The 23,147-nt window shown below is 67.9% G+C and carries 17 protein-coding genes and 2 tRNA genes; 5 read left to right on the plus strand and 14 right to left on the minus strand.

The annotated features are described in order from the left end of the window. Window positions 1–6: 6 nt before the first annotated feature. Both glpK and GH681_RS00095 read left to right on the plus strand, forming a co-directional pair. Window positions 7–1,503, plus strand: a complete 1,497-nt coding sequence (gene glpK / locus GH681_RS00090; protein ID WP_153159427.1) for a glycerol kinase GlpK — start codon at window positions 7–9, stop codon at window positions 1,501–1,503. Between the two features lie 6 nt (window positions 1,504–1,509). After that, complete coding sequence (locus tag GH681_RS00095) at window positions 1,510–3,054, plus strand: glycerol-3-phosphate dehydrogenase/oxidase (RefSeq protein WP_153159428.1); 1,545 nt, start codon at window positions 1,510–1,512, stop codon at window positions 3,052–3,054. Between the two features lie 65 nt (window positions 3,055–3,119). Here GH681_RS00095 and cphA (GH681_RS00100) read toward each other — a convergent pair whose 3' ends face one another. Then, a complete protein-coding gene (gene cphA, locus GH681_RS00100; RefSeq protein ID WP_153159429.1) occupies window positions 3,120–5,696 on the minus strand; it encodes a cyanophycin synthetase in 2,577 nt (858 codons plus the stop codon). Between the two features lie 74 nt (window positions 5,697–5,770). After that, window positions 5,771–7,966 (minus strand): cyanophycin synthetase, encoded by a 2,196-nt coding sequence (gene cphA / locus GH681_RS00105; protein WP_153159430.1) that lies wholly within the window; start codon window positions 7,964–7,966, stop codon window positions 5,771–5,773. A 225-nt stretch (window positions 7,967–8,191) separates the two neighbouring features. Here cphA (GH681_RS00105) and GH681_RS00110 point away from each other — a divergent pair, with 225 nt between their 5' ends. Both GH681_RS00110 and GH681_RS00115 read left to right on the plus strand, forming a co-directional pair. Next, the gene (locus GH681_RS00110) at window positions 8,192–10,519 is read left to right on the plus strand and encodes an ABC transporter ATP-binding protein (RefSeq protein WP_153159431.1); all 2,328 of its coding nucleotides are present in this window, start codon (window positions 8,192–8,194) and stop codon (window positions 10,517–10,519) included. Between the two features lie 8 nt (window positions 10,520–10,527). Then, window positions 10,528–10,992, plus strand: coding sequence for a DUF1854 domain-containing protein (locus tag GH681_RS00115; RefSeq protein ID WP_153159432.1), 465 nt, complete (start codon window positions 10,528–10,530; stop codon window positions 10,990–10,992). 28 nt (window positions 10,993–11,020) lie between these two features. Here the strand turns inward: GH681_RS00115 and GH681_RS00120 are convergent, their stop codons facing one another. The 3 genes from GH681_RS00120 to GH681_RS00130 form a co-directional block, all read right to left on the minus strand. After that, window positions 11,021–11,716 carry a hypothetical protein gene (locus tag GH681_RS00120; RefSeq protein WP_153159433.1) on the minus strand — a complete coding sequence of 232 codons (696 nt, stop codon included), beginning with the start codon at window positions 11,714–11,716 and terminating at the stop codon, window positions 11,021–11,023. A gap of 235 nt (window positions 11,717–11,951) precedes the next feature. Next, a tRNA-Arg gene (locus GH681_RS00125) sits at window positions 11,952–12,028 on the minus strand. Window positions 12,029–12,135: 107 nt separating this feature from the next. Then, window positions 12,136–12,212: transfer RNA gene (locus GH681_RS00130), tRNA-Arg, on the minus strand. 156 nt (window positions 12,213–12,368) lie between these two features. Here GH681_RS00130 and GH681_RS00135 point away from each other — a divergent pair. Continuing rightward, entirely contained in the window at window positions 12,369–13,157 is a 789-nt protein-coding gene (locus tag GH681_RS00135) for an alpha/beta fold hydrolase (RefSeq protein ID WP_153159434.1), read from the plus strand. Here the strand turns inward: GH681_RS00135 and GH681_RS00140 are convergent. The 9 genes from GH681_RS00140 to GH681_RS00180 all read right to left on the minus strand — a co-directional run bounded on the left by GH681_RS00140 (window position 13,154) and on the right by GH681_RS00180 (window position 23,035). Further along, on the minus strand, window positions 13,154–14,008 hold the full coding sequence (locus GH681_RS00140) for an HD-GYP domain-containing protein (RefSeq protein ID WP_153159435.1): 855 nt from the start codon (window positions 14,006–14,008) through the stop codon (window positions 13,154–13,156). The two genes, GH681_RS00135 and GH681_RS00140, sit on opposite strands and share 4 nt — an antisense overlap. A gap of 301 nt (window positions 14,009–14,309) precedes the next feature. Then, window positions 14,310–15,518, minus strand: coding sequence for an ABC transporter permease (locus GH681_RS00145; protein ID WP_153159436.1), 1,209 nt, complete (start codon window positions 15,516–15,518; stop codon window positions 14,310–14,312). Further along, complete coding sequence (locus tag GH681_RS00150) at window positions 15,509–16,243, minus strand: ABC transporter ATP-binding protein (RefSeq protein WP_153159437.1); 735 nt, start codon at window positions 16,241–16,243, stop codon at window positions 15,509–15,511. Before GH681_RS00150 ends, GH681_RS00145 begins: the two co-directional genes overlap by 10 nt. Continuing rightward, window positions 16,240–17,532: an efflux RND transporter periplasmic adaptor subunit gene (locus GH681_RS00155; RefSeq protein ID WP_153159438.1), complete on the minus strand. Its 1,293-nt coding sequence runs from the start codon at window positions 17,530–17,532 to the stop codon at window positions 16,240–16,242. Before GH681_RS00155 ends, GH681_RS00150 begins: the two co-directional genes overlap by 4 nt. Further along, window positions 17,529–18,971 carry an efflux transporter outer membrane subunit gene (locus GH681_RS00160; protein WP_153159439.1) on the minus strand — a complete coding sequence of 481 codons (1,443 nt, stop codon included), beginning with the start codon at window positions 18,969–18,971 and terminating at the stop codon, window positions 17,529–17,531. Before GH681_RS00160 ends, GH681_RS00155 begins: the two co-directional genes overlap by 4 nt. 214 nt (window positions 18,972–19,185) lie before the next feature. Beyond that, window positions 19,186–19,461: an HU family DNA-binding protein gene (locus tag GH681_RS00165; protein WP_153159440.1), complete on the minus strand. Its 276-nt coding sequence runs from the start codon at window positions 19,459–19,461 to the stop codon at window positions 19,186–19,188. 192 nt (window positions 19,462–19,653) lie between these two features. Continuing rightward, the gene (gene radA, locus GH681_RS00170; RefSeq protein WP_153159441.1) at window positions 19,654–21,030 is read right to left on the minus strand and encodes a DNA repair protein RadA; all 1,377 of its coding nucleotides are present in this window, start codon (window positions 21,028–21,030) and stop codon (window positions 19,654–19,656) included. Further along, window positions 21,030–22,124: an alanine racemase gene (gene alr, locus GH681_RS00175; protein ID WP_153159442.1), complete on the minus strand. Its 1,095-nt coding sequence runs from the start codon at window positions 22,122–22,124 to the stop codon at window positions 21,030–21,032. The genes radA and alr overlap by 1 nt, the downstream gene beginning before the upstream one ends. Continuing rightward, window positions 22,124–23,035: a LysR family transcriptional regulator gene (locus tag GH681_RS00180; RefSeq protein ID WP_153159443.1), complete on the minus strand. Its 912-nt coding sequence runs from the start codon at window positions 23,033–23,035 to the stop codon at window positions 22,124–22,126. The genes alr and GH681_RS00180 overlap by 1 nt, the downstream gene beginning before the upstream one ends. Window positions 23,036–23,147 lie beyond the last annotated feature (112 nt).

The following is a 23,147-nucleotide window of genomic DNA, read 5'->3' on the forward strand; positions in this document are numbered from 1 at the left end:
CACGCCATGCCCGTCCTTCTCGCCCTCGACCAGGGCACCAGCAGCAGCCGCGCCATCGTCTTCGACGAATCGGGCACCGCCCTTGCCCTGGCTCAGCAGGAATTCCACCAGTCCTACCCCCAGCCCGGCTGGGTCGAGCACAACGCCGGCGAGATCTGGCGCACCCAGCTCGACTGCGCCCGCCGCGCCCTGGCCAGCGCAGGCCACAGCGCCCGCGACGTGGCCGCCATCGGCATCGCCAACCAGCGTGAAACCACCGTGCTGTGGGATCGCCGCAGCGGCCAGCCCCTCGCCCCCGCCATCGTCTGGCAGGACCGCCGCACCGTGCCGGCCTGCGAAGCCCTGCGCGCCGCCGGCCACGCCGGGCTGATCCGCGCGCGCAGCGGGCTGGAGCTTGACGCGTACTTTTCCGCCACCAAGCTCGCCTGGCTACTCAATCACATCCCCGACGCCCGCCGCCGGGCCGAAGCTGGCGAGCTCGCCTTCGGCACCATCGACAGCTGGCTTGTTTGGCAGCTCACCGGCGGAAGGCGCCACGTCACCGACCCCAGCAACGCCTCGCGCACGATGCTCTTCGACATCCACCGCCAGTGCTGGGACGATGCGCTTCTCGCCCTGTTCGACATCCCCCGCGCCCTGCTGCCGGAGGTCGTGCCCACAAGCGCCGTGATCGGCGAGACCGATCCCGCGCTGTTCGGCGCAGCGATCCCCATCGGGGGGCTGGCCGGCGACCAACAGGCCGCCACCTTCGGCCAGGCCTGCCACGCGCCGGGCAGCGCCAAGAACACCTACGGCACCGGCTGCTTCCTGATGCTCAATACCGGCACCCAGCCCGTCGCGTCCACCAACCGCCTGCTGACCACCCTCGGCTGGCAGCTTAGCGGCGCCGCGCCAGCCACCTACATGCTGGAAGGCAGCGTCTTCATCGGCGGCGCGGTTGTGCGCTGGCTGCGGGACGGGCTGGGAATCATCCAGCAAACCGACGACGTGGAGGCCCTCGCCGCCAGCGTGCCCGACACGAACGGCGCGGTGCTGGTGCCCGCCTTCGCCGGCCTCGGCGCCCCGTACTGGGACGGCACCGCCCGCGGCGCGCTGGTCGGGCTCACCGCCGGCGTCACCCGCGCCCACCTCGCCCGCGCGGCGCTGGACGCCATCGCGCTACAGACGGTCGATCTGGTGGACGCCATGAACCGCGACGGCGCCGGCCCGCTGGCCGAACTGCGCGCCGACGGCGGCGCTGCCCGCAACAACCTGCTGCTGCAGACCCAGGCCGACCTGCTGGGCGTGCCGGTGATCCGCCCCCGCAAGATCGAAACCACCGCCCTCGGCGCCGCGTATTTTGCCGGCCTCGCGGTGGGTGTCTGGCAAAGCCCCGCCGAGCTTGCGGCCCACTGGCAGGCCGAGCGGATCTTCGAGCCCGCCCGCAGTGACGACTGGCGCCACACCCGGCTGGCCGAATGGCACCGGGCCGTCGAGCGCAGCCGCGACTGGGCCACCGGCTGACCCGCCATGCGCCGCCCCGCCCTGCTCGCCCATCTGCGCACCACGCCCTGCTGGGACGTGCTGGTGATCGGCGGCGGCGCCACCGGACTGGGCTGCGCGGTGGACGCCGCAGCCCGCGGCCATCTCACCCTGCTCCTCGAAGCCCACGACTTTGCCAAGGGCACCAGCTCCCGCTCCACCAAGCTGATCCACGGCGGCGTGCGCTACCTCGCTCAGGGGCGGATCGGCCTCGTCCGTGAAGCCCTGGCCGAACGCTCGATCCTCCTCGCCAACGCCCCCCACCTCGTCCATCCCCAGCGCTTCGTGGTGCCGGTGTATCGCCAGTGGGACAGGCTGATGCTCGGCGTCGGGCTCACCGCTTACGACTGGCTGGCCGGGCGTCACAGCCTGGGCCCCAGCCGGCTGCTGTCGCCCGCCGACACCCTCGCCGCACTGCCCGGCGTGCGTCGCGAGGGCCTCGTCGGTGGCATCGCCTACCAGGACGCCCGCTTCGACGACGCGCGCCTCGCCGTCACTCTGATGCGCACGGTGTTCGACCTGGGCGGGCTGGCGCTCAACTACCTGCCCGTCACCGGCCTGCGCCACGCGGCGGGCCGCATCACCGGCGTCGTCGCACGGGACGCCGAAGCCGGCGAGGTCTTCGCCATCGAGGCCAAAGCCGTCATCAACGCCGCCGGCGTATGGGCCGACGACCTGCGCCGGCTCGACAGCCCGGAATCGCCTGCCCAGCTGGCCCCCAGCCAGGGCGCCCATCTGGTGATCGACCGGGATTTCCTCCCCGCCGACACCGCGCTGCTGATTCCCCAGACTCCCGACGGCCGGGTGCTGTTCGCGATTCCCTGGCAGGGCAAGGTGCTGCTCGGCACCACCGACACCCCGCGCCGCGATACCCCACTGGAGCCCCTGCCCCTCGACGAGGAAATCGACTTCATCCTCGCCACTGCCGGCCGCTACCTGAGCCGTGCGCCCGCCCGGGCCGATGTGCTGAGCGGCTTTGCCGGGCTGCGCCCGCTGATCGGCGCCGGCCAGAACGGCAGCACCGCCGCGCTGTCGCGGGAGCACATGATCCGCACCTCACCCACCGGGCTGGTGTCGGTGGCGGGCGGCAAATGGACGACCTACCGGCACATGGCCCGGCAGATCGTCGACCAGGCCGAAGCCGTCGCCCGGCTCGCCCACCGCCCCAGCACCACGGCCACGCTGCACCTCCACGGTGCCACGGCCGGGCCGTCCGACGACGTGCTCGGCACCGACCGTCCGCTGGCCGACGCCCTGCCCGGCGCCGGCGTGCGGCTCCACCCGCGGCTGACGCTCACCGAGGCCGAGGTCCGCCACGCCGTGCGCTTCGAGCTGGCGCGGGACGTGGAAGACATCCTCGCTCGCCGTCACCGCGCCCTGTTCGTCGATGCCCGGGCCGCCATCGAAGCCGCTGCACCGGTGGCCGCCATTCTGGCCGACGAACTGGGCTGGAGCGACGAACACCGGCGTGAACGCACAAAAGCCTTCCACCAGCTGGCAGAAGGCTTTTGCGTAAAACCGGCTTTTGCGTGAAACCCGGTCGCTGACTGCAACAATCAACGCGGGATTGTTGCCAGATCAGCAACAATCCCGGGCGATCAGCCCAGCTCGGCGATGCGCTTGGCGATGTGCTCCAGCGCTTCCTCCACCTGGTCGATCAGGATCAGGCACAGGTCGCCGTTGTCGAGCTTGCCCAGCGCGGTGTCGATGGCCAGGAACTCGCCGCGGATCTCGCACACGTCGCGGGTCCGCGGCGCGCCTTCGAGACCTTCGCGGAGCAGCGCCAGCACTTCGCCGTCGGCACGGCCGCGCTGGCATTCGTCCTGGTACAGCACCACGTCGTCGAACACCTTGCCGAGGATGCGGGTCTGCTCGCGGATGTCCTCGTCGCGACGGTCGCCCGCACCGCTGATGACCACCGAGCGGCGCTTGGCCGGCATACTCTCGACGGCCTGCACCAGCGCCAGGATCGCGTCCGGGTTGTGGCCATAGTCGGCGATCAGCGTGGCGCCCTTGTAGTCGAACACGTTGAAGCGGCCCGGCGCGGTGGCGGCGTCGTTCACGAAAGTCGCCATGCCCTTGCGGATGGTCTCCACATCCAGGCCCAGCGCCCAGCCGGCTGCCAGCGAGGCCATCGCGTTCTCGATCTGGAAGCTGATGGTGCCGTTGCGGGTGATCGGAATGCCCGCCAGCGACACGCGGAACTTCTCGCCACCTTCAAAGGCCACGATGTCGCCGCCATCCACGAACACCACCTTGCGCCCCTGGGCGCGGTGGGTGGCGAGCACGTGATTAGCCGGATCGACCGCGAAGAACATCACCGAGCCCGGGCAGGCGCCGGCCATCTTGACGACCATCGGGTCGGCCGCGTTGAGCACCGCGGTGCCATGGGGCGCCACGTTCTGGACGATCACGCGCTTCACCACGGCGAGGTCTTCCACCGTGCTGATGTAGGACAGGCCCAGGTGGTCACCCATGCCGATGTTGGTCACCACCGCCACGTCGCAGCGGTCGAAGGCGAGGCCCTCGCGGAGCACGCCGCCGCGGGCGGTTTCGAACACCGCGGCGTCCACATCCGGGTGCAGCAGGATGTTGCGGGCGCTGCGCGGGCCGGAGCAGTCACCGGTGTCGATGCGCCGCTTGCCCACGTACACGCCGTCCGAGTTGGTCATGCCCACGGTGTTGCCGGCCACGCCCAGCAGGTGGGCGGTGAGGCGCACGGTGGTCGTCTTGCCGTTGGTGCCGGCAACGGCCACCACCGGAATACGGCCGTTCTCGCCGGGCTTGAACATGTTGGCGATGATGGCCTCGCCCACCGGACGCCCCTTGCCGAAGGACGGCTGGAGGTGCATCCGCAGGCCCGGCGCGGCGTTGCATTCGACGATGCCGCCGCTCTGGGCTTCGAGGGGTTCGAGGACGTTCTCGCACACCACATCGACGCCGCAGATGTCGAGGCCGATGTTCTTGGCCGCAGCGATGGCCCGCTCTGCGACTTCGGGGTGGACGTCGTCGGTCACGTCGGTGGCGGTGCCACCGGTGGAGAGGTTGGCGTTGTTGCGCAGGATCACCCGCTTGCCCTTGGGCGGCACGGATTCGGCGCTGAAGCCCTGCTTCTCGAGGGTGGCGATGGCGATCTCGTCGAAGCGGATCTTGGTGAGCGAGGTGGCGTGGCCGGTGCCACGGCGCGGATCGGCGTTCACCTTCTCGACCAGCTGGCGGATGGTGAGCCGGCCGTCGCCGATCACCAGCGGCGGCTCGCGGCGGGCCGCGGCGACCAGCTTGTCGCCGATCACCAGGAAGCGGTAATCGTGGCCCGGCAGGTAGCGCTCGACCATCACGTCGTCGCTGATCTCGTAGGCCACCTTGAAGGCGGCCTGGACTTCTTCCTTGGTGCGCAGCTTGACCGCCACGCCCTTGCCCTGGTTGCCGTCGCGGGGCTTGACCACCACGAGGCCGCCGATCTCGCGGGCGGCGAGCCAGGCGTCTTCGGCGTCATTGACCGAGCGGCCCAGCGGCACCGGCACGCCGGCGGCGCGCAGCAGGGTCTTGGTGAGCTCCTTGTCCTGGGCGATGGCTTCGGCCACGGCGCTGGTCAGGTCGGTTTCGGCGGCCTGGATGCGGCGCTGCTTGCTGCCCCAGCCAAACTGCACGAGGCTGCCTTCGGTCAGGCGGCGGTACGGGATGCCCCGGGCCACGGCGGCCTGGACGATGGAGCCCGTGGAGGGGCCGAGGCGCACGTCCTCGTCGAGCTCCTGCAGGCGGGCCAGCGCGCCAGCCAGATCGAACACGCCGTCTTCGGTGGCGGCGGCGCTGATGAGCTCCATTGCCAGCTCGAAGGCGAGGCGGCCGACCTTCTCTTCGGTGTATTCCACCACCACCTGATACACGCCCTTCTCGAGGGTGGCGGCGGTGCGGCTGAAGGTTACCGGGCAACCGGCGCAGGCCTGCAGGCCGAGGGCGGCGAGCTCCAGCGCCTGGGCCATGGAGATCGAGCCCTGATGGCCGTCGGTCTCGAGGAAACCCATTTCGGGGAAAAGGTTGCGCAGGCGCGGCTCATAGCCGGGGATGGAATCGATGTCACGTTCGCTTTCGGTGCACGACACGATGGCTTCGATCGCGGTGTGCCGGCTCCACAGGTTGGGGCCGCGCAGCGCACGGATGCGGGAAACTTCCATGGATGACTGTCCTTGTCTCTTTGTTCTGGCGGCCGCCATGCCGACGGCCGCGTATCTCGTATGCCCGGCCGGGTTCAGTCGGCGCGCAGCGGTGCGGTCGGGTCGTAGGGCTTGACGCCGGCGCGGATGATCTCCGGCGCCACGCCCAGCGCCCACGCGCCGGCCACCGCACCCAGCAGGTTGGACAGCACGCCCGGCTTCTCGCCAGCACCGTTCGCCAGCATGGCGATCCGGGCCAGACGGGCCACCGGCGCTTCGTCGGCGCCCGTGGCGAGGACGATCGCGCCGTCCTTCACGAACACCGCGCGCTTGCCTTCGGCGCGGGCAGCGACGATGGCTTCGTTGTTGCCATCCACCCCGTAGAAGATCACCTCGCCGTCGGACAGCGGGGCCATCTCGACCACCGCCGGGTCTTCGGCGTTGAGCACCGCGACACCATAGGACAGCACCAGATCGACCTGGGTGCGGAAGACGTTCCAGACCTTCTCGGCGGAGTCGATGTAGAACTCGCCGAAATGCATCTCGGGATCAACGTTGGTGACCACGCCCACCAGGCAGCGGTCGTACACCGTGCCGTCGGACAGGATGCTGCGGCAGCTGTTCTCGAACACCGCGGCCTCGACCGAGCGGTTCATCAGCACACGCTCGGCGGCGTCCCAGTTGGTGCCTTCGGGGGTTTCGACCTGACGGCCATCGAGGAACACGCCCTCGCTGCACGCAAGACCGGTGTACTGGCCCGACAGGCGCAGCAGGTGGGCGATCAGGCGAGCGACCGGGGTCTTGCCGCGGCTGCCCGTGACACCGACCACCGGGATGCGCGAGTCCTCGTCCTTCTCGAACAGGTGCGCGACGATGGCCTCGCCCACCGGGCGCGGCTGGCCGACGGCCGGCTTGATGTGCATCAGCAGGCCCGGGCCGGCGTTGACTTCGACGATGGCGCCGCGCTGCTGGTCCAGCGGCTTGGAGATGTCCTCGCAGACCAGATCGATGCCGGCGATGTCGAGCCCGACGATGCGCGCGGCCAGACAGGCCAGCTCGGCGGTGTCGGGGTGCACCTCGTCGGTCACGTCGAAGGCCATGTTGCTGGTGCGGACGATCATCACCTCGTGGCCTTCGGGCGGCACCGAGCTGCCGGTGAAGCCCTGGCGCTCGACTTCCATCTTCGCGGCCGGGAAGCGATCCAGGCTGATCACGTACAGCGGGAACTCGTGCTCCACGCCGCGGCGCGGATCGGTGTTGATCTGGGTTTCGATGAGCTCGTCGATGGTTGACTTGCCGTCGCCGATCACCGACACGGCCTCACCCATGTTAGCGGCGACCATCTTGCCGCCCACCACCAGGATGCGGTGCTCGGTGCCCCTGATGAAGCGCTCGACCATCACCTCGGAACCCTCGGCGGCGGCCAGCGGGAAGGCCGCGGCGACCTCTTCGGCGGTCATGATGTTGGTGAACACGCCGCGGGCGTGGTTGCCGTCGGTGGGCTTGACCACCACCGGGTAGCCGATGTCCTCGGCCGCAGAGATGGCTTCCTCGACGCTGGCGACCACCTCGCCCTCGGGCACAGGCACGCCGCAGGAGGCGAGCAGACGCTTGGTGAGGTCCTTCTCGCTGGCGATGCCCTCGGCGATGGCCGGGGTGCGGTCGGTCTCGGCGGTCCAGATGCGGCGCTGGCGGGCGCCGTAGCCCAACTGCACGAGGTTGGCCTCGGCCAGCAGGCGGATGTAAGGGATGCGGCGGTTCTTGTCGGCCGCGGCTTCGACGATGCAGCGGGTGCTGGGGCCGAGCATGTAGTCGTCCACCAGGTCGCGCAGCTTGGCCACCGCGGCGTCCACGTCGTAGGGGCGATCCTCGATGGCGGCCATCAGCAGGTCGCGGCCCATGTTGAGGGCGGCCAGCGACACGTCCTTCTGCCAGGCGCGGATGACGACCTTGTAAACACCGCGCTCGGAGGTCTCGCGGGCCTTGCCGAAGCCGCCGGACATCCCGGCGAGGTTCTGCAGTTCGAGGGTGACGTGTTCGAGGATGTGACCGGGCCAGGTGCCGTCGTGCAGGCGTTTGACGAAGCCGCCCCGCTCGCCGATGCTGCAGCGGTGTTCGATCAGCGTCGGCAACATCTTGGTGAGACGGTCGGGCAGGCCGGGGATGACGTTGGACGGGCAATCTTCCAGGTCGTGGATATCGACCCATGCTTCAAGAACCGAGCGGTAGGTCCAGATGTTCGGCCCGCGCAGGTGGAGGATATTGAGGAAGTCGATCGTTTTGTTGGTCATGGGCAAGGTGTGGAGATAACGAACGTGCAGGCTGGGCTTTCAAATTCGGGCCTGATCCGGGCATAACGCAGCAAGGGCTCGCCGGATTACCGACCGCAAAAATATTCGCAACGTGAGGCAGCCACGCCCCGATGCGGGTATACGCGCTTGTAACGAGTCAGTAAACTTCGCTCGCAATTTTGCCCTACGCTGGCCGTTTGCTGTGGCCTTATCGCGTCCCCCAAGATGAATTCCGAGTCCTCCCCCCACGTTCACGCCGCTCCCGCCTATTCCGACTACCTGGGGCCCGCCGTACCCGACGCGTGGCGCCCCCGCCTCGACGCCGCCCTGGCGCCGGACGAGAAGGTGCTCGCCAGCCTCGCCCTCGATCTCGACACCCGCCTGCAGTTTCGCAGCGGCCTCGTCGCGCTCACCTCGAAGCGGCTCCTCGGCTGGGATCACGAGACGCAGGACTGGCGCTCCTGGGAATTCCGCGACGGCATGGTGCTGCGCCACCGGGATCAGGCCGGCGTCGCCAGTCTCGACCTGATCGACGCCACCGCAAAACTCGACGGCTGGCGCTTCACCCTGGCCCTCGATCCGGCAGCCCACAACCTGGCCGACCGCTTCAAGGCCCAGCTCGAATGCGTGCTGGCAGGCCGCCAGCCGGCTCCGCCCGAGCCCCTCACCTGCCCCACCTGCGACGCGCCGCTGCCCCCGGGGACCGACGAATGCCCCACCTGCGCCCGGGAGATCCACACCCCGCCGTCCACCTGGACGCTGCTGCGCCTGTGGCGCTTCGCCCGGCCGTACAAGGGCCAGCTGCTGGCCGGTTTCATCCTCACCCTGCTGTCCACCGGCGCCACGCTGGTCCCGCCCTACCTCACCATGCCGCTGATGGACGAGGTGCTGATCCCCTTCCAGAACGGCGTGCCCATCGACAGCCACAAGGTCATGATGCTGCTCGGCGGCCTGTTCGCCGCCGCGCTGGTGGCCTGGAGCCTCGGCTGGGCCAAGACCTACATCCTCGCCCTGGCCAGCGAACGCATCGGCGCCGACCTGCGCATCACTACCTACGAGCACCTCCAGGGCCTGTCGCTCGAATACTTCGGCGGCAAGCGCACCGGCGACCTGATGTCGCGGATCGGCGCCGAAACCGACCGGATCACCCTGTTCCTGTCGCTGCAGCTGCTGGATTTCGCCACCGACGTGCTGATGATCACCATGACAGCGGCGATCCTCATCTCGATCAACCCCTGGCTGGCGCTCGTCACCCTGGTGCCGCTGCCCTTCATCGCCTGGCTGATCCACGCCGTGCGCGACCGCCTGCGCTACGGTTTCGAGCAGGTCGACCGGGTGTGGTCCGAAGTCACCAGCGTGCTCGCCGACACCATCCCCGGCATCCGCGTCGTCAAGGCCTTCGCCCAGGAAAAGCGCGAGGTCAATCGCTTCAAGGATGCCAACATGCACAACCTTCAGGTGAACGACCGGGTCAATCGCATCTGGTCGGTGTTCTCGCCCACCGTCACCCTCGCCACCGAAGTCGGCCTCCTCATCGTGTGGGGTTTCGGCATCTGGCTGGTGGCCGACAAGTCGATCACCGTCGGCGTGCTCACCGCCTTCCTCACCTACATTTCGCGCTTCTACACCCGGCTGGATTCCATGAGCCGCATCGTGTCCTTCACCCAGAAGGCCGCCGCCGGCGCCAAGCGCATCTTCGACATCCTCGACCACGTCTCCAGCGTGCCCGAGCCCGCCAAGCCCCAGCACCTGCCTGCCGTCACCGGCGCCATCGAGTGCCGCAAGGTCGGCTTCCGCCACGGCAACCGCACCATCCTGCGGGGCGTCGATCTGTCGATCCAGCCCGGCGAGATGATCGGCCTGGTCGGCCATTCGGGTTCCGGCAAGAGCACCCTGGTCAACCTGATCTGCCGCTTCTACGACGTGACCGACGGCTCGATCCGCATCGAAGGCATCGACGTGCGCGCGGTACCGGTGTCCGAATACCGCCGCAACATCGGCCTGGTACTCCAGGAGCCCTTCCTGTTCTTCGGCACCATTGCCGAGAACATCGCCTACGGCAAGCCCGACGCCACCCGCGACGAGATCATCTCCGCCGCCCGCGCGGCCCACGCCCACGACTTCATCATGCGCCTGCCCCACGGCTACGACTCGCTGGTGGGTGAGCGCGGTCAGGCGCTGTCCGGCGGCGAGCGCCAGCGGATCTCCATCGCCCGCGCGCTCCTGATCGACCCGCGCATCCTGATCCTCGACGAAGCCACCTCGGCGGTCGATACCGAAACCGAAATGGAAATCCAGGCTGCGCTCGAAAACCTCATCCGCGGCCGCACCACCATCGCCATCGCCCACCGCCTGTCCACCCTGCGCAAGGCCGACCGGCTGGTCGTGCTCGACCGGGGCCAGATCGTCGAGATCGGCAACCACGACGCGCTGATGGAAAAACAGGGCGCCTACTTCCGTCTTTACGAAGCCCAGACGCGCAAGCTCGACGATGTCGCCATCGGCGCCGACAAGCCCATCGTCCCGCCGCACCGCGAACACGCCAACGCCTGAGGCCCACCATGACCCACACCATCACTCTCGAACGCAACAGCTTCGGCCAGCTGGTCTTCGTGGCGCCGGACGGCACCCGCCAGCAGGTCAATCCGGTCCGCTCCTTCCCCATCGCAGCGCCCACCGAAGGCATTGGCCTCGTCAACACCGAGGGCGAGGAAGTCGCCTGGATCACCCGTATCACGGATCTCTCGCCGGCCAGCCGCGAGGTCCTCGAAGCCGATCTTTCCACCCGCGAGTTCATGCCGGTGATCGAGCGCATCCGCTCGGTTTCCAGCTTCGCCACCCCCAGCACCTGGGAAGTGGACACCGACCGCGGCCCCACCAGCCTGGTGCTCAAGGGCGAGGAAGACATCCGCCGGTTGGTGCGCCCGGCGCTGCTGATCGCCGACAGCCGCGGCATCAACTTCCTGATCCGCGACCGCTACGCCCTCGACGCCCACAGCAAGAAGATGCTCGACCGCTTCCTCTGAGCGCTCACCGGCACGGACGTCGCGCGCCTCAGAAGCGCGTCGTCCACACCCCTTTCAGCAGGTAACGCTCCGGCGTCTCCTTGAAGCCCTGCCCCAGACCCACGTGGATCGCGCCGATCCGGGTTTCGAACTCGGTCACCAGATAGATCGTCCGGTCGCCGTCCCCCGGCCGCAGGCGATTGACCCGCCCACCGTCGGTGTAGGCCTCGACACCCCAGGCAAGGGTTTCGGACGCCTTGTACAAGACCTTCAGATCGAGGTTGAGATCGGGTGACCGGGGGCTGTCCTCGCGGCCCCAGCCCCACATCAGATGCGGGTTGGCGGTGATCCGCACGCGCTCGCCGTCAAAGCCGACGATGCCGCGGAACTCCGCGCCGCGAGGGTCGCTCACGTAGCGGCGGGCATTGATGTCGTACTCGGCGTTGAAGCCGTAGAACCCGTTTTCGCCGATTCGGCGGATGTGCTTGAGACGGAACATGATGGCCGACGCGCCCCAGGCCCCGTTATCCGACGAGGCGCCATCGACGCCACCGCGCATCACCGGCAGATGCACGCCAGCCTCCCAGCCCGGCACCAGGCCAGTAGCAAACTCCGCCATCACGTAGGTCAGCCGATGGGCCGGCCAGGTGCCGTCATCGGAGAAGCGGCGCCCCTGCCAGGCATGATTGGCGTGCAGCGACGTGACCACCTCGCCCCGATTGGCAAGATCGGCCTCGTGAACCATGATTTCGGGGTCCGCAGTCGCGCAAGCGGCAAAGAAACCCATCAACAACCCGCACGCAAGGTGCCATCCGCAAAAGCGCATTTGACCGCCTCTATCAAATATTCTTGGTAATGATAATTATTTCTATTTAAAAGAAACTGAGGCAGATCAACTTTCCGGCACGGCCATCCCGCACAACGCAGGGCAATTTCCCAACGCAAAAAGGGACTGCATTTCTGCAGTCCCTTTCACGTTTTGGCGCGCCCGGCAGGATTCGAACCCACGACCCCTTGGTTCGTAGCCAAGTACTCTATCCAACTGAGCTACGGGCGCTAAACTCACATTTTGCCGACGAAGCCGGCGGAGAGACTTGCCCTCCTTAGTTGAAAAGAGCCGCATCAAAGCGACTCGTTTTCCAACATCTCAAACCAGTTTAAAACTGGCGCGCCCGGCAGGATTCGAACCCACGACCCCTTGGTTCGTAGCCAAGTACTCTATCCAACTGAGCTACGGGCGCACTTGAGAGATCGAGATTATACACAGCTTTTGAGACATTGGAAGCCCTTCGATGAAATTGGCCGCATTTCGTCGAAGTCTGTCCGTAGCTGCACTTCGGAGCCGCTGCCCGGTGGGCAATAATCGGTGTTTTCGAACCGCCTCGAGAACCATAACAATGAAAACCCTGCGCATTCACGACACGGATCTGGAGATCGTCCGCCTCGTCTCGGCCCACCCGCGCCCCGGCGCGCCGGCGATCGTCTTTCTGCACGAGGGGCTGGGGTCGATTTCCATGTGGCGGGATTTTCCCCAGCGGGTCGCCGATGCCACCGGTTGCGAGGCCATCGTGTATTCGCGCTATGGTTATGGCCGCTCGACGCCCCGCCGCGGCGAAGCCCGCACGCCCCGCTACATGCACGACGAGGCGCTGGTGGCGCTGCCTGCCGTGCTCGACGCGCTGGATCTGGATCGGCCGTTCCTGTTCGGCCATAGCGACGGTGGCAGCATTTCGCTGATCAACGCCGGCGGCACCCCGCGGCCGCTGTCCGGCATCATCCTGATGGCGCCCCACGTGCTGGTGGAAGACGTGACCATCGCCGGCATCCGCCAGGCTGGCGAGGCCTGGAAGACCACCGACCTCGCCGCCCGCCTCGGCAAGCATCATCTGGATGTGGATTCGGTGTTCATGTCGTGGCTCGACATCTGGCTGAGCCCGGCCTTCCGCGACTGGAACATCGAGGAATACCTCGCCAGCATCCGCTGCCCGATCATGGCGATCCAGGGCGAGGACGACGAGTACGGGACAATGGATCAGCTCGACCGCATCGCCGCGCAGGTGAAGGACGTGGATCTGGTCAAGCTGGCCGATTGCCGCCATTCACCGCACAAGGACCAGCCCGAGGCGGTGATCGAGGCCGTCGCCGGCTTTGTGGCGCGGATCCTCGACGCGCAGGAATCCGCCTAGAAGGCCATCCACCAGTCGCCGTGGATGTCCGGCAGGTCGCAGATGGCCTCGATCTCGTTGATCGAATCGCGGGCCAGGATGACCTGATCGGCGATGCACAGGAAGGCATCGACGATGCGCGGGTCGAACTGCTCGCCCCGCCGCTCGGCGATCATCGCCAGGGCCTGGTCGTCTGACACGGCCTTGCGGTAGCAGCGGTCCATCGTCAGCGAATCGAAGAAATCCGCCAGCCCGACGATCCGTCCGGCCAGGGGAATCGCCTCGCCCACCAGCCCGAGAGGATAGCCGGCGCCGCTGTAGTGTTCGTGGTGGGACATCGAGATCTCGGCCGCCAGATCCATCATCGGCGACTTGAACGCCGACAGGATGCCGGCGCCGATGCGCGAGTGCTCCCGCACCAGCTTCCACTCGTCGATGGTCAGCGCACCCGGCTTCGACAAGATGCTCTCGTGAATGCCGATCTTGCCGATGTCGTGGAGTTGGGCCGCGTCGCAGATCAGCTCACAGAAATGCTCCGAGCAGCCGATCGCCTCGGCGATCATCCCCGCGATCACACCGATCCGGCGCATGTGCTGGCCGGCCTCGCCGTCCTTCTCCTCGGCGGCCTTGGCCAGCTGGAAAACGGCGTTCTGGTTGGCCATGTCGAGCGCCCTCAGCGCCTCGTCCCGCTGGGCGCGCAGCTGCTGCGCCTCGCTGGATAGCCGCGCGAGGTGGATCTGCGCGTCGGCCTTCTCCCGCTGCTCCCGCTCCAGGCGCCGGCTCAGCTCGTCGCGCCCCAGGACCAGGTCGTTGCCACAGCCGCCGAGTTCGAACGGGCCGGAGTGATAGAGATCACTGTGTTGGGTTGGCATGGAGGCCTCCTTGGTCAGGAAAGGGCGGCAACGGGGCTGCCGGCGGGATTGGGATGAAGCAGGTGCTTCGTGGTCGTTTTCATGAGATCGGTGATCTGAATGAGTTACGACACATTTTATTTAATTTGTTGTTTTTGCTATTTTAGACGTTTCCAATAATTGTGTAGGAAATTTTCTTATGTTGGAGCGTGGCGTGCGCTTCGTCACAAAAAGACAGACCCCTAGAGCCACATGGTCTTTCGGGCAGACATAAAAACAGGAGGGACATCGCCCTCCTGTTGAATCTGCAAAATTTGTCGAATCACTCGTGACGCAGCGCGTCAATCGGGTCGAGTCTCGCCGCTCGCCGCGCCGGCACGTAGCCGAACACCACGCCGATCGCCGCCGAGAAGAAGAAGGCCAGCAGGTTGATGCCGGGATTGAACAGGAAAGGCATGTGCATCAGCGCGGCCAGGCCCACGCAGGTGCCCAGCGCCAGCACGATTCCCACCAGCCCGCCGAAGGCCGACAGCACCACTGCCTCGATGAGGAACTGCAGCAGTACCTCGCCCTCCAGCGCGCCGATGGCCAGCCGGATGCCGATCTCCCGGGTGCGCTCGGTGACCGACACCAGCATGATGTTCATGATCCCGATGCCGCCCACCAGCAGGCTCACCGCCGCCACCGCGCCAAGCAGGCCGGTCATCGTGCGGATGGTGCCCGACAGGGTCTCGGCGATCTGGCGGGTGTCCATGATGTTGAAGTTGTCGGCCTCGTTCTCGGCGAGCTTGCGGCGCTCCCGCAGCAGGCCGCGGATCTGGGCCATCACCGCCGGGGTGTCGGCGCCGTCTTTCAGGGCGATCAGGATGGTCGGGATGTCCAGGTTGCCGGTGATGCGCCGCTGCACGGTGCTGATCGGCATCAGCACGATGTCGTCCTGATCCATCCCCATCGCGCCCTGCCCCTTCGAGGCCAGCAGGCCCACCACCTGACAGCTGAAGGTCTTCACGCGGATCTCGTCGCCCAGCGGGCTGCGGCTGCCGAAGAGCTCGCGCCGCACGGTTTCGCCGATGATGCACACGGCCTTGCCGGCGCGCTCCTCGTCGTCGAGAAAGGCCCGGCCGGCGGCCAGCTTCCAGTTGCCTGCAACAAGATAGGCATTGGTGGTGCCATTGACCGTCGCCGACCAGTTGTTGTTGCCCGCCACCAGGGTCACCGAACTGCCTACCGCCGGCGCCACGTCCTGCAGGCTGCTCACCTGGCTGCGGATCGCCTCCACGTCGGCCTTGCGGAAGTTGGGCGAGCCGGCGCTGTCACGCCCCGGGCCGAGGCGCTGGCCGGGCCGCACCATCAGCAGGTTGCTGCCCAGGCTGGAGATCTGGTCCGACACCATCCGCGTCGCACCGTTGCCGAGCGTCACCATCGTGATGACCGCCGCCACCCCGATCACGATGCCCAGCACCGTGAGGAAGGAGCGCATCAGGTTGCGGCGGATCTCCCGCAGGGCCAGCAGCAGCGCGCTCAGGAGCATGGCGCGGCCTCCCCGGCAAGGCCGGTGCGCAGCTCGTCGCTAGCGACCCGGCCGTCCACAAAACGCACCACCCGGCGCGCGTAGGCGGCCATGTCCGGTTCGTGGGTGACCATGATGATGGTGATGCCCTGCTCGCGGTTGAGGGCGGCCAGCAACTCCATGATCTCGTGGCTGCGATGGCTGTCCAGGTTGCCGGTGGGCTCGTCGGCCAGCAGCACCAGCGGGTTGGTGACGATTGCCCGGGCGATCGCAACCCGCTGCTGCTGACCGCCGGAAAGCTCGGCCGGCGTGTGGGTCTCCCAGCCGGCCAGCCCCACCTTGGCCAGCGCCGCCCGGGCCGCCGCGTGGCGCGCCTCGGCCGGCTCGCCCCGGTAGAGCAGCGGCAGCTCCACGTTCTCCTGGGCCGAGGTGCGCGCCAGCAGGTTGAAGCCCTGGAACACGAAGCCCAGGCAATGCCGGCGCAGCAGCGCCCGCTGGTTGCGCTCCAGCGATTCCACATGCACGCCCCGGAAGCGGTATTCGCCCGACGTAGGCGTGTCCAGGCAGCCGAGGATGTTCATCGCGGTGGATTTGCCCGAGCCGCTGGGGCCCATCACCGCCACGAACTCGCCGGACTCGATGACGAGATCCACGCCCTGCAGCGCCTGGAAAGCCGCCTGGCCGGTGCCATAGGTCTTGGTGATGCCGACGAGCTCGATCAGCGGCGCGGCGCCCACGGTGCTCATTTCTTTGCTTCCTGGTACTCGGTGATCACCGCCATGCCGGGTTTGAGCTCGCCACCGGTGATCTCGGTGAAACGCCCGTTGCTGACGCCCGTCTTCACCGGCACCCCGCGCGGCTCGCCGCTCTCCAGCACCCACACCTGCGACGCGCCAGGCACTGCCGTTGCCGTGCCGTGCTTGGTCTCGGAGGGCGGGCGCGGGAGCAGACTGGCCACCAGGCTGCGTTCGGCCTTTGGCGCGGCTTTCGCCGGCACGAAGCGCAGCGCGGCGTTGGGTACCAGCAGAGCGTTGTCCCGCTGGGCGGTAACGATGGTGGCGGTGGCGGTCATCCCCGGGCGCAGGGCCAGGTCGTCGTTGTTCACCGTCAGCACGGTTTTATAGGTGACCACGTTGTCGGTGATCGTCGAACCCAGCCCGACCCGCTCGATGGTCGCCGGGAAGTTGCGCCCCGGCCACGCCGACACCGTAAAGCTCGCCGGCTGACCGAGCTTCACGGAGCCCACGTCAGCCTCGTCCACCTTCACCTGCAGTTCCATCCGGGCGAGATCCTCGGCCAGCGTGAACAGCACCGGGATCGTCATCGCCGCCACCACCGACTGGCCGGGCTCCACCTTGCGGGTGAGCACCACGCCATCCACCGGCGAGCGGATCGTGCCCTTGGAAAGATTGGTCTCGTCGGTCTTCAGCACGGCCTCGGCCTGGACCACCGACGCCCGGGCACTGGCCTCGTTGGCGATGGCCCGCTGGAGCGTGGCCTCGGCGGTCTCCAACTCGGTGCGGGCCGGCACCTTGCCGCCGGACAGCTCGGCCACCTGCCGCATCCGCGACAGGGACGCCTTCGCCTCGGCCACCGTCGCCCGGGCCTGGGCCACCGACGCGTTGGCTGCCGCGAGCGCCGCGCTGCTCTTGGCCACCGCGTCGCGCAGCTTGGCGGTGTCGAGCTGGGCGAGGAGCTGGCCCTTCTTCACCCGGTCGTTCTCCTGGGCCAGCACGGTGGCCAGGGTGCCGGACTGCTCGCTGCCCACGTCCACCGATTTGGTGGGCTGCAGCGTGCCGGTGGCCGACACCGTCACCGTCAGCTTGCCGATACTGGCCTCTTCGGTGATGTAGCGCCCGGCCGCCCCCTGGTCGCCGCCGCCCAGCAGCGTCAGCGCCACGATCACCGCCACCGCACCGGCGCCGAGGATCAGCCAGCGCCGTATCCGGCCCTTGCTTCCGCCGGTCGCCGCGCGGCCGAGCATCGCCGCCAGCGCTTCATCTGCATTACCCGGCTTGTCGCTTGTCTGCTTCATGGTGCTGCCCTGCCATCCTGTGCCCCGGCGTCGGCCACCTGCCAGCCGCCTCCGAGGGCCTTGTAGAGTTTGATCAGATTGGTCCGCATCGCCGCTTCGGCCAGGGCCAGGTTGTCTTCGGCCGTGAGCCGGGTGCGCTCGGTTTCGAGCACCTTCTGGAAATCCGTGAGCCCGGCTTGGTAGAGGTTGCGCGACAGCAACGCCGCCTCCCGCGCGGCGACGGCCGCCGCCCGTCGGGCATCGACCCGCTCGCGGCCCGAGGCATACGCCGTCAGGGCGTTCTCGACCTCTTCCAGTGCGCCCAGCACCGCGGCCTCGTAGGCAGCCAGCGCTTCTTCCTGCACCGCCGTCTGGATGTCCACCGCGCTCTTCAGCCGGCCGGCGTCGAACAGCGTGCCGGCCAGCGACCCGCTCACCGACCGGGCGAGGCTGCCGGCAGCGCCCAGCCCGCCCAGGCTGTAGGCCTGCCAGCCAAAGCTCGCACCAAGGTTGAGGCTCGGGAAGCGCTGGGCCAGCTTCTGGCCGACCCGCGCGGTCTCGGCGGCGAGGCTGCGCTCGGCGACGATCAGATCCGGCCGCTGACGCAGCACGTCGGCGGGGATGCCGGCGCCCACGCTGGCCGGCAGCAGCGGCAGCTCGCCGGCCCCGGCGAGGGTGTCGTTGAGGCTGCCCGGCGGCTGGCCAAGGAGCACCGCCAGCCGGTTGGCCGCCGCGGTCAGGTTCACTTCCAGATCGGGGATGGTGGCACGGGTCTGCTCACGGCTGGTGCGGGCCTGGGCCACGTCGGTGCTCGACGCCAGCCCGGCCTGGTTGCGCCATTCGGTGATCTGCAGGGTTTCCGTCTGGGACGCGAGGTTGTCCCGGGCGATCGCCAGCCGGCGCTGATGGAGCCGCAGCTCCACGTAGTTCTGCGCCACTTCGGCGGCCAGCGAGACGCGCACGTTGGCGAGGCTTGCGGCGCTGGCGTCGAGTTCCGCCGATGCGGCCTCCACACCGCGCCGGGTAGCGCCGAAGAGGTCGACCTCCCAGCCCGCGTCGAAGCCTGCGTCCCAGGTGGTGCGCGCTGGCAGCGCGCTGATGGCGCGGGCGTAATGGTTACGACTCACGCCGCCCGACGCGGTGAGGCTCGGGAACAACCCGCTCACCGCCTGAGCCCGGGCGGCCCGGGCCTGACGCAGGCGCGCCTCGGCCTGACGCAGATCGAGGCTGTCGGCCAGCGCCGCGTCGATCAGCGCGTCGAGCTGCGGATCGGCAAACTGCTGCCACCAGCGGGCGAGGTCGGCGCTGCCCGCAACTTCTGGAGGCTGGGTCCAGCCGGCGGGAAGTGTCAGCGCGGGCGGGGTGTGATCCGGCCCCACGGCCGGCGGGAAACTGGCACAACCGGCCAGCAGGCTTGCAGCCAGCAGCGGCCACGGGATTCTACGAAACAGGCTTGGCATGAATTGCGGCCCCAGGGGCCGGCTTGAACTCGGGAACAACCACGGCCAACTATACCGAAGCGCCGGGTTAAGTTCGGTTAAGCCAGGAAAAGCCCTGTGAGCACCATCAACGCTGCGTCCTGCCGCACGCGGGCCGGCGGACGGTGGACGAAAAAAAGGCGACCGGACGGCCGCCTTTCGATGCATCAATCCCCGAGCGGGGAGTGACGAGTGTTCAGCTGTTCACAGCGTCTTTCAACTTGGAGCCGGCCGAGAACTTGGGCTGCTTGGAAGCAGCGATCTGGATCTCGGCGCCGGTCTGCGGATTGCGACCGACACGGGCGGCGCGCTCGCCCACGGAGAAGGTACCGAAACCGACCAGCGTCACGCTCTCACCTTTGCCCAGCGCTTCGGTGATGATTTCCATGACACCGTCCACGGCACGGCCAGCATCGGCCTTGGTCAGACCACTCTTGCCAGCCAACGCATCGATCAATTCAGTCTTGTTCATAGCTCTTAGTGTGTTGATGAAAGAAATGGGTGGATTTACAAAAACGGCAGAAGCCCCAACAGGTGACGCCACGTGCCCGAATCGCACCACACCACCCGCAGGGCGCTAGCTTACATCGCTCTTTTCAAACTGTGGCACGAATATCTAGGTTTTCCGTGGTTTTCGGCGTTACTGCAGCGCAAAAAGCATAAATCAGCCAGTCGAAAGCTCACGAATCCGCTCCAGCGCCTCCTCGATCCGGTCCACTGCAACCACCCGCATCCCCGGAATGTCGTGCTTCGGGGCGTTGGCCTTGGGCACCAGGGCCACGGTAAAGCCGAGCTTGGCGGATTCCTTCAGGCGCTCCTGGCCCCGCGGCGCGGGCCGGATCTCGCCCGCCAGCCCCACCTCGCCAAACACCACCAGCTCCCGCGGGAGCGGCCGGTTGGTGAGGGACGAGACGATGGCAAGGAGCACCGCCAGATCGGCCGCCGGTTCGGCGATCTTCACCCCACCCACCGCGTTGACGAACACGTCCTGATCGAAGCACACCACGCCGGCGTGACGGTGAAGCACCGCCAGCAGCATCGCCAGCCGGTTCTGCTCGAGGCCCACCGACAGCCGGCGCGGGCTCGGGCTGTGGGCCGAATCCACCAGCGCCTGGATCTCCACGAGCAGCGGCCGCGTGCCTTCCTGGGTGACCAGCACGCACGAGCCCGGCACCTGCTGGCCGTGCTGCGACAGGAAGATCGCCGACGGATTGCTGACGCCCTTCAAGCCCTTCTCGGTCATCGCGAAGACGCCCAGTTCATTGACCGCGCCGAAGCGGTTCTTGAAAGCCCGCACGAGGCGGAAGCTGGAATGGGTGTCGCCCTCGAAGTACAGCACCGTATCGACGATGTGCTCCAGCACCCGCGGGCCGGCCAGCGCGCCGTCCTTGGTCACATGGCCGACCATGATCAGCGTGGTGCTGCCCTGCTTGGCGAAGCGGGTGAGCTGGGCCGCGCATTCGCGCACCTGGGCCACCGAGCCCGGCGCCGAGCCGAGGGTTTCGGAATAGACGGTCTGGATCGAATCCACCACCGCCACGTCAGGCTTCACGTCCCGCAGGCTGGCGAGGATGCGTTCGAGGTTGATCTCGGGCAGCAGCTGCAGGGTGCTCGCCTCGAGCTGCAGCCGCGCTGCGCGGAGCGCCACCTGCTCGGCGGATTCCTCGCCGCTCACGTAGAGCGCCTTGAGATGGCCGGAGAGCAGCGCCAGCGCCTGCAGCAGCAGGGTCGACTTGCCGATGCCGGGGTCCCCGCCGATCAGCACCACGCCGCCGGGCACCAGCCCGCCGCCCAGCACCCGGTCGAACTCCTCGATGCCGGTGGGCACGCGGGCGGATTCGCGGGGCTGCACGTCGGCCAGCGTCTGCAGCCGGCCGGAATCGCCAGCCAGCGCCGCAAAACGCTTGGCCACCGGCGCCTCGGGCTCGACCACCGATTCAACCAGCGTGTTCCAGACCTTGCAGTGGGGGCACTGCCCCTGCCAGCGGGGCGACTTGCCGCCGCATTCCGAGCAGACGTATTCGGTCTTGACCTTGGCCATCAGGCGGCCCCGGCAGATTCGCCGCGCACGCTCACCGGAACGCGGGGCGCCAGGGCGCAGAAGAGTTCATAGCTGATGGTACCGGCGGCGGTCGCCACCTCGTCGGCGGGCAGGCCGTCGCCCCACAGGTTGACCGGCGAGCCGACGCCGGCGTCTTCGAGGTGCGACAGGTCGCAGGCCAGCATGTCCATCGACACCCGGCCGAGGGTGCGGGTGCGGCGTCCGCCGACGAGGATCGGCGTGCCGGTGAGCGCGTGGCGCGGGTAGCCGTCGGCGTAGCCGCAGGCCACCACGCCGACGCGGGTCGGTCCGCTGGCTTCGAAGGTGCAGCCATAGCCGACGCGCTCGCCAGCCGCGATCTCCTGCACGCCGATGATCTCGCTGGTGAGGGTCATCACCGGGCGCAGGCCGAGTTCATCGGCGCTGTGCAGGTCGGGCATCGGCGAGCCGCCGTAGAGCATGATCCCCGGCCGTGCGATCTGGCCGACAGCCTCGGGGAAACGCAGCAGCGCCGCCGAGTTGGCGAGGCTCACCGGCAGGTCGAGGCCGGCGGTGATGGCCTTGAAGGTGGCAAGCTGGGCGCCGATGCCCACCTCATCGTCGGCGCGGGCGAAGTGGGTCATCAGGGTGATGCCACGCACCCAGGGCATCGCCCGCAGGCGGGCCAGCGCCGCGCCAAAGCGGTCGGCGGTGAAGCCCAGGCGGTTCATACCCGAGTTGATCTTGAGGAGCACATCGATGGCGCCATCCGGGCGGGCGCGCTCCAACATCGCCAGCTGGGCTTCGCTGTGGACCGCCGGGGTGAGGCCGAGGGCCACGATGTCGGCCAGATCGGCCGGCTCGAAGAAACCTTCGAGGAGCGCGATGGGTGCGGTGACGCCAGCGGCGCGCAGCTGGCGGGCTTCGGCCAGATCGAGGAGCGCGAAGCCGTCGGCCACGGGCGCCAGGGCGCGGATGGCCCGGTCGAGGCCGTGGCCGTAGGCGTTGGCCTTGACCACCGCGAAGGCGCGGGCAGAACCGGCGCGATGCTTTGAAACGAGGTAGTTGTGACGCAGGGCCTCCAGGTCGATGGAGGCACGGATCGGACGGGGCATCAGTATCTTTCGGACGCGAGGCGGGGGATCTCTTCGGCGGCGTAGTCAGCGAAGGTGTTCACCAGCCGGGAGCGGAACTTGTCTTTGAGCAGGATGACTTCGAGGGGCGTGAAAAGCGGCGGGTCGAGGGGGATCGCGGCGAGCTGGCCGGCCTTGAGCTCGCGGCCGATGGCGGCGCGGGAGGCGACGGCGACACCCAGCCCGGCCGCCGCCAGGTGCTTGACCGACGACAGGCTGCCGAGTTCCGCCGTGACGTTGAGGTCTTCGTACGGGATGCCGGCGCTGGTGAAGAACTGGTCCACCAGATCACGGATGCCGTTGCCGGGTTCCCGGTGGAGCAGCGGCTGGGCGGCGAGCTGATCGGCGCGCACGGCCTTTTCAAACGTGAGCGGGTGGCCCGGCGCAACGATCACGTTGAGTTCGTCCTGGCCCAGGTGGCGACGTTCGAGGGTCGGCTGGTCGGTGACGATCTCGATCAGGCCCACGTCGAGGCTGCGGTCCATCACCCGTCCTTCGATGGTCTGGGAGTTGCCCACCGACACCCGCGGCACGACCCGCGGATAACGCCGCTTGAAACCTTCGAGCAGCCACGGCAGCCAGTAGGCGGCAATGGTGGTGCTGGTGCCCAGGTGGAGCACGCCCGAGAGTTCGTCGGTGAGCTCGCCGACACGGGCTTCGAGCTCTTCCGACAAGCCGAGGATCCGCTCGGCGTAGGCCATCACCAGTTCGCCCGCGGCGGTGAGCGTGACACGCCCGTGCCCCCGGTCAAACAGGCGGGTGTTGAACTGCTCTTCCAGCTGCTTGATCTGGAAGGTCACTGCCGGCTGGGTCATGAAGAGCGCTTCGGCGGCGCGGGTGAACGACCCGTGTCGGGCAACGGCGTGGAATACCTGGAGTCGACGATCGGCCATGGCTGATAAACCCGGTTTATGGTAAGTGCTATTGGAGCACAACATTGACGGCGTCGCCATAAGTCATCATGACCTTCGTGGTATAAAGCGCGGTCCGTCAAATTCACCGAGC

The sequence above is a fragment of the Zoogloea sp. 1C4 genome, assembly GCF_009469605.1.
Classification (GTDB): domain Bacteria; phylum Pseudomonadota; class Gammaproteobacteria; order Burkholderiales; family Rhodocyclaceae; genus Zoogloea; species Zoogloea oryzae.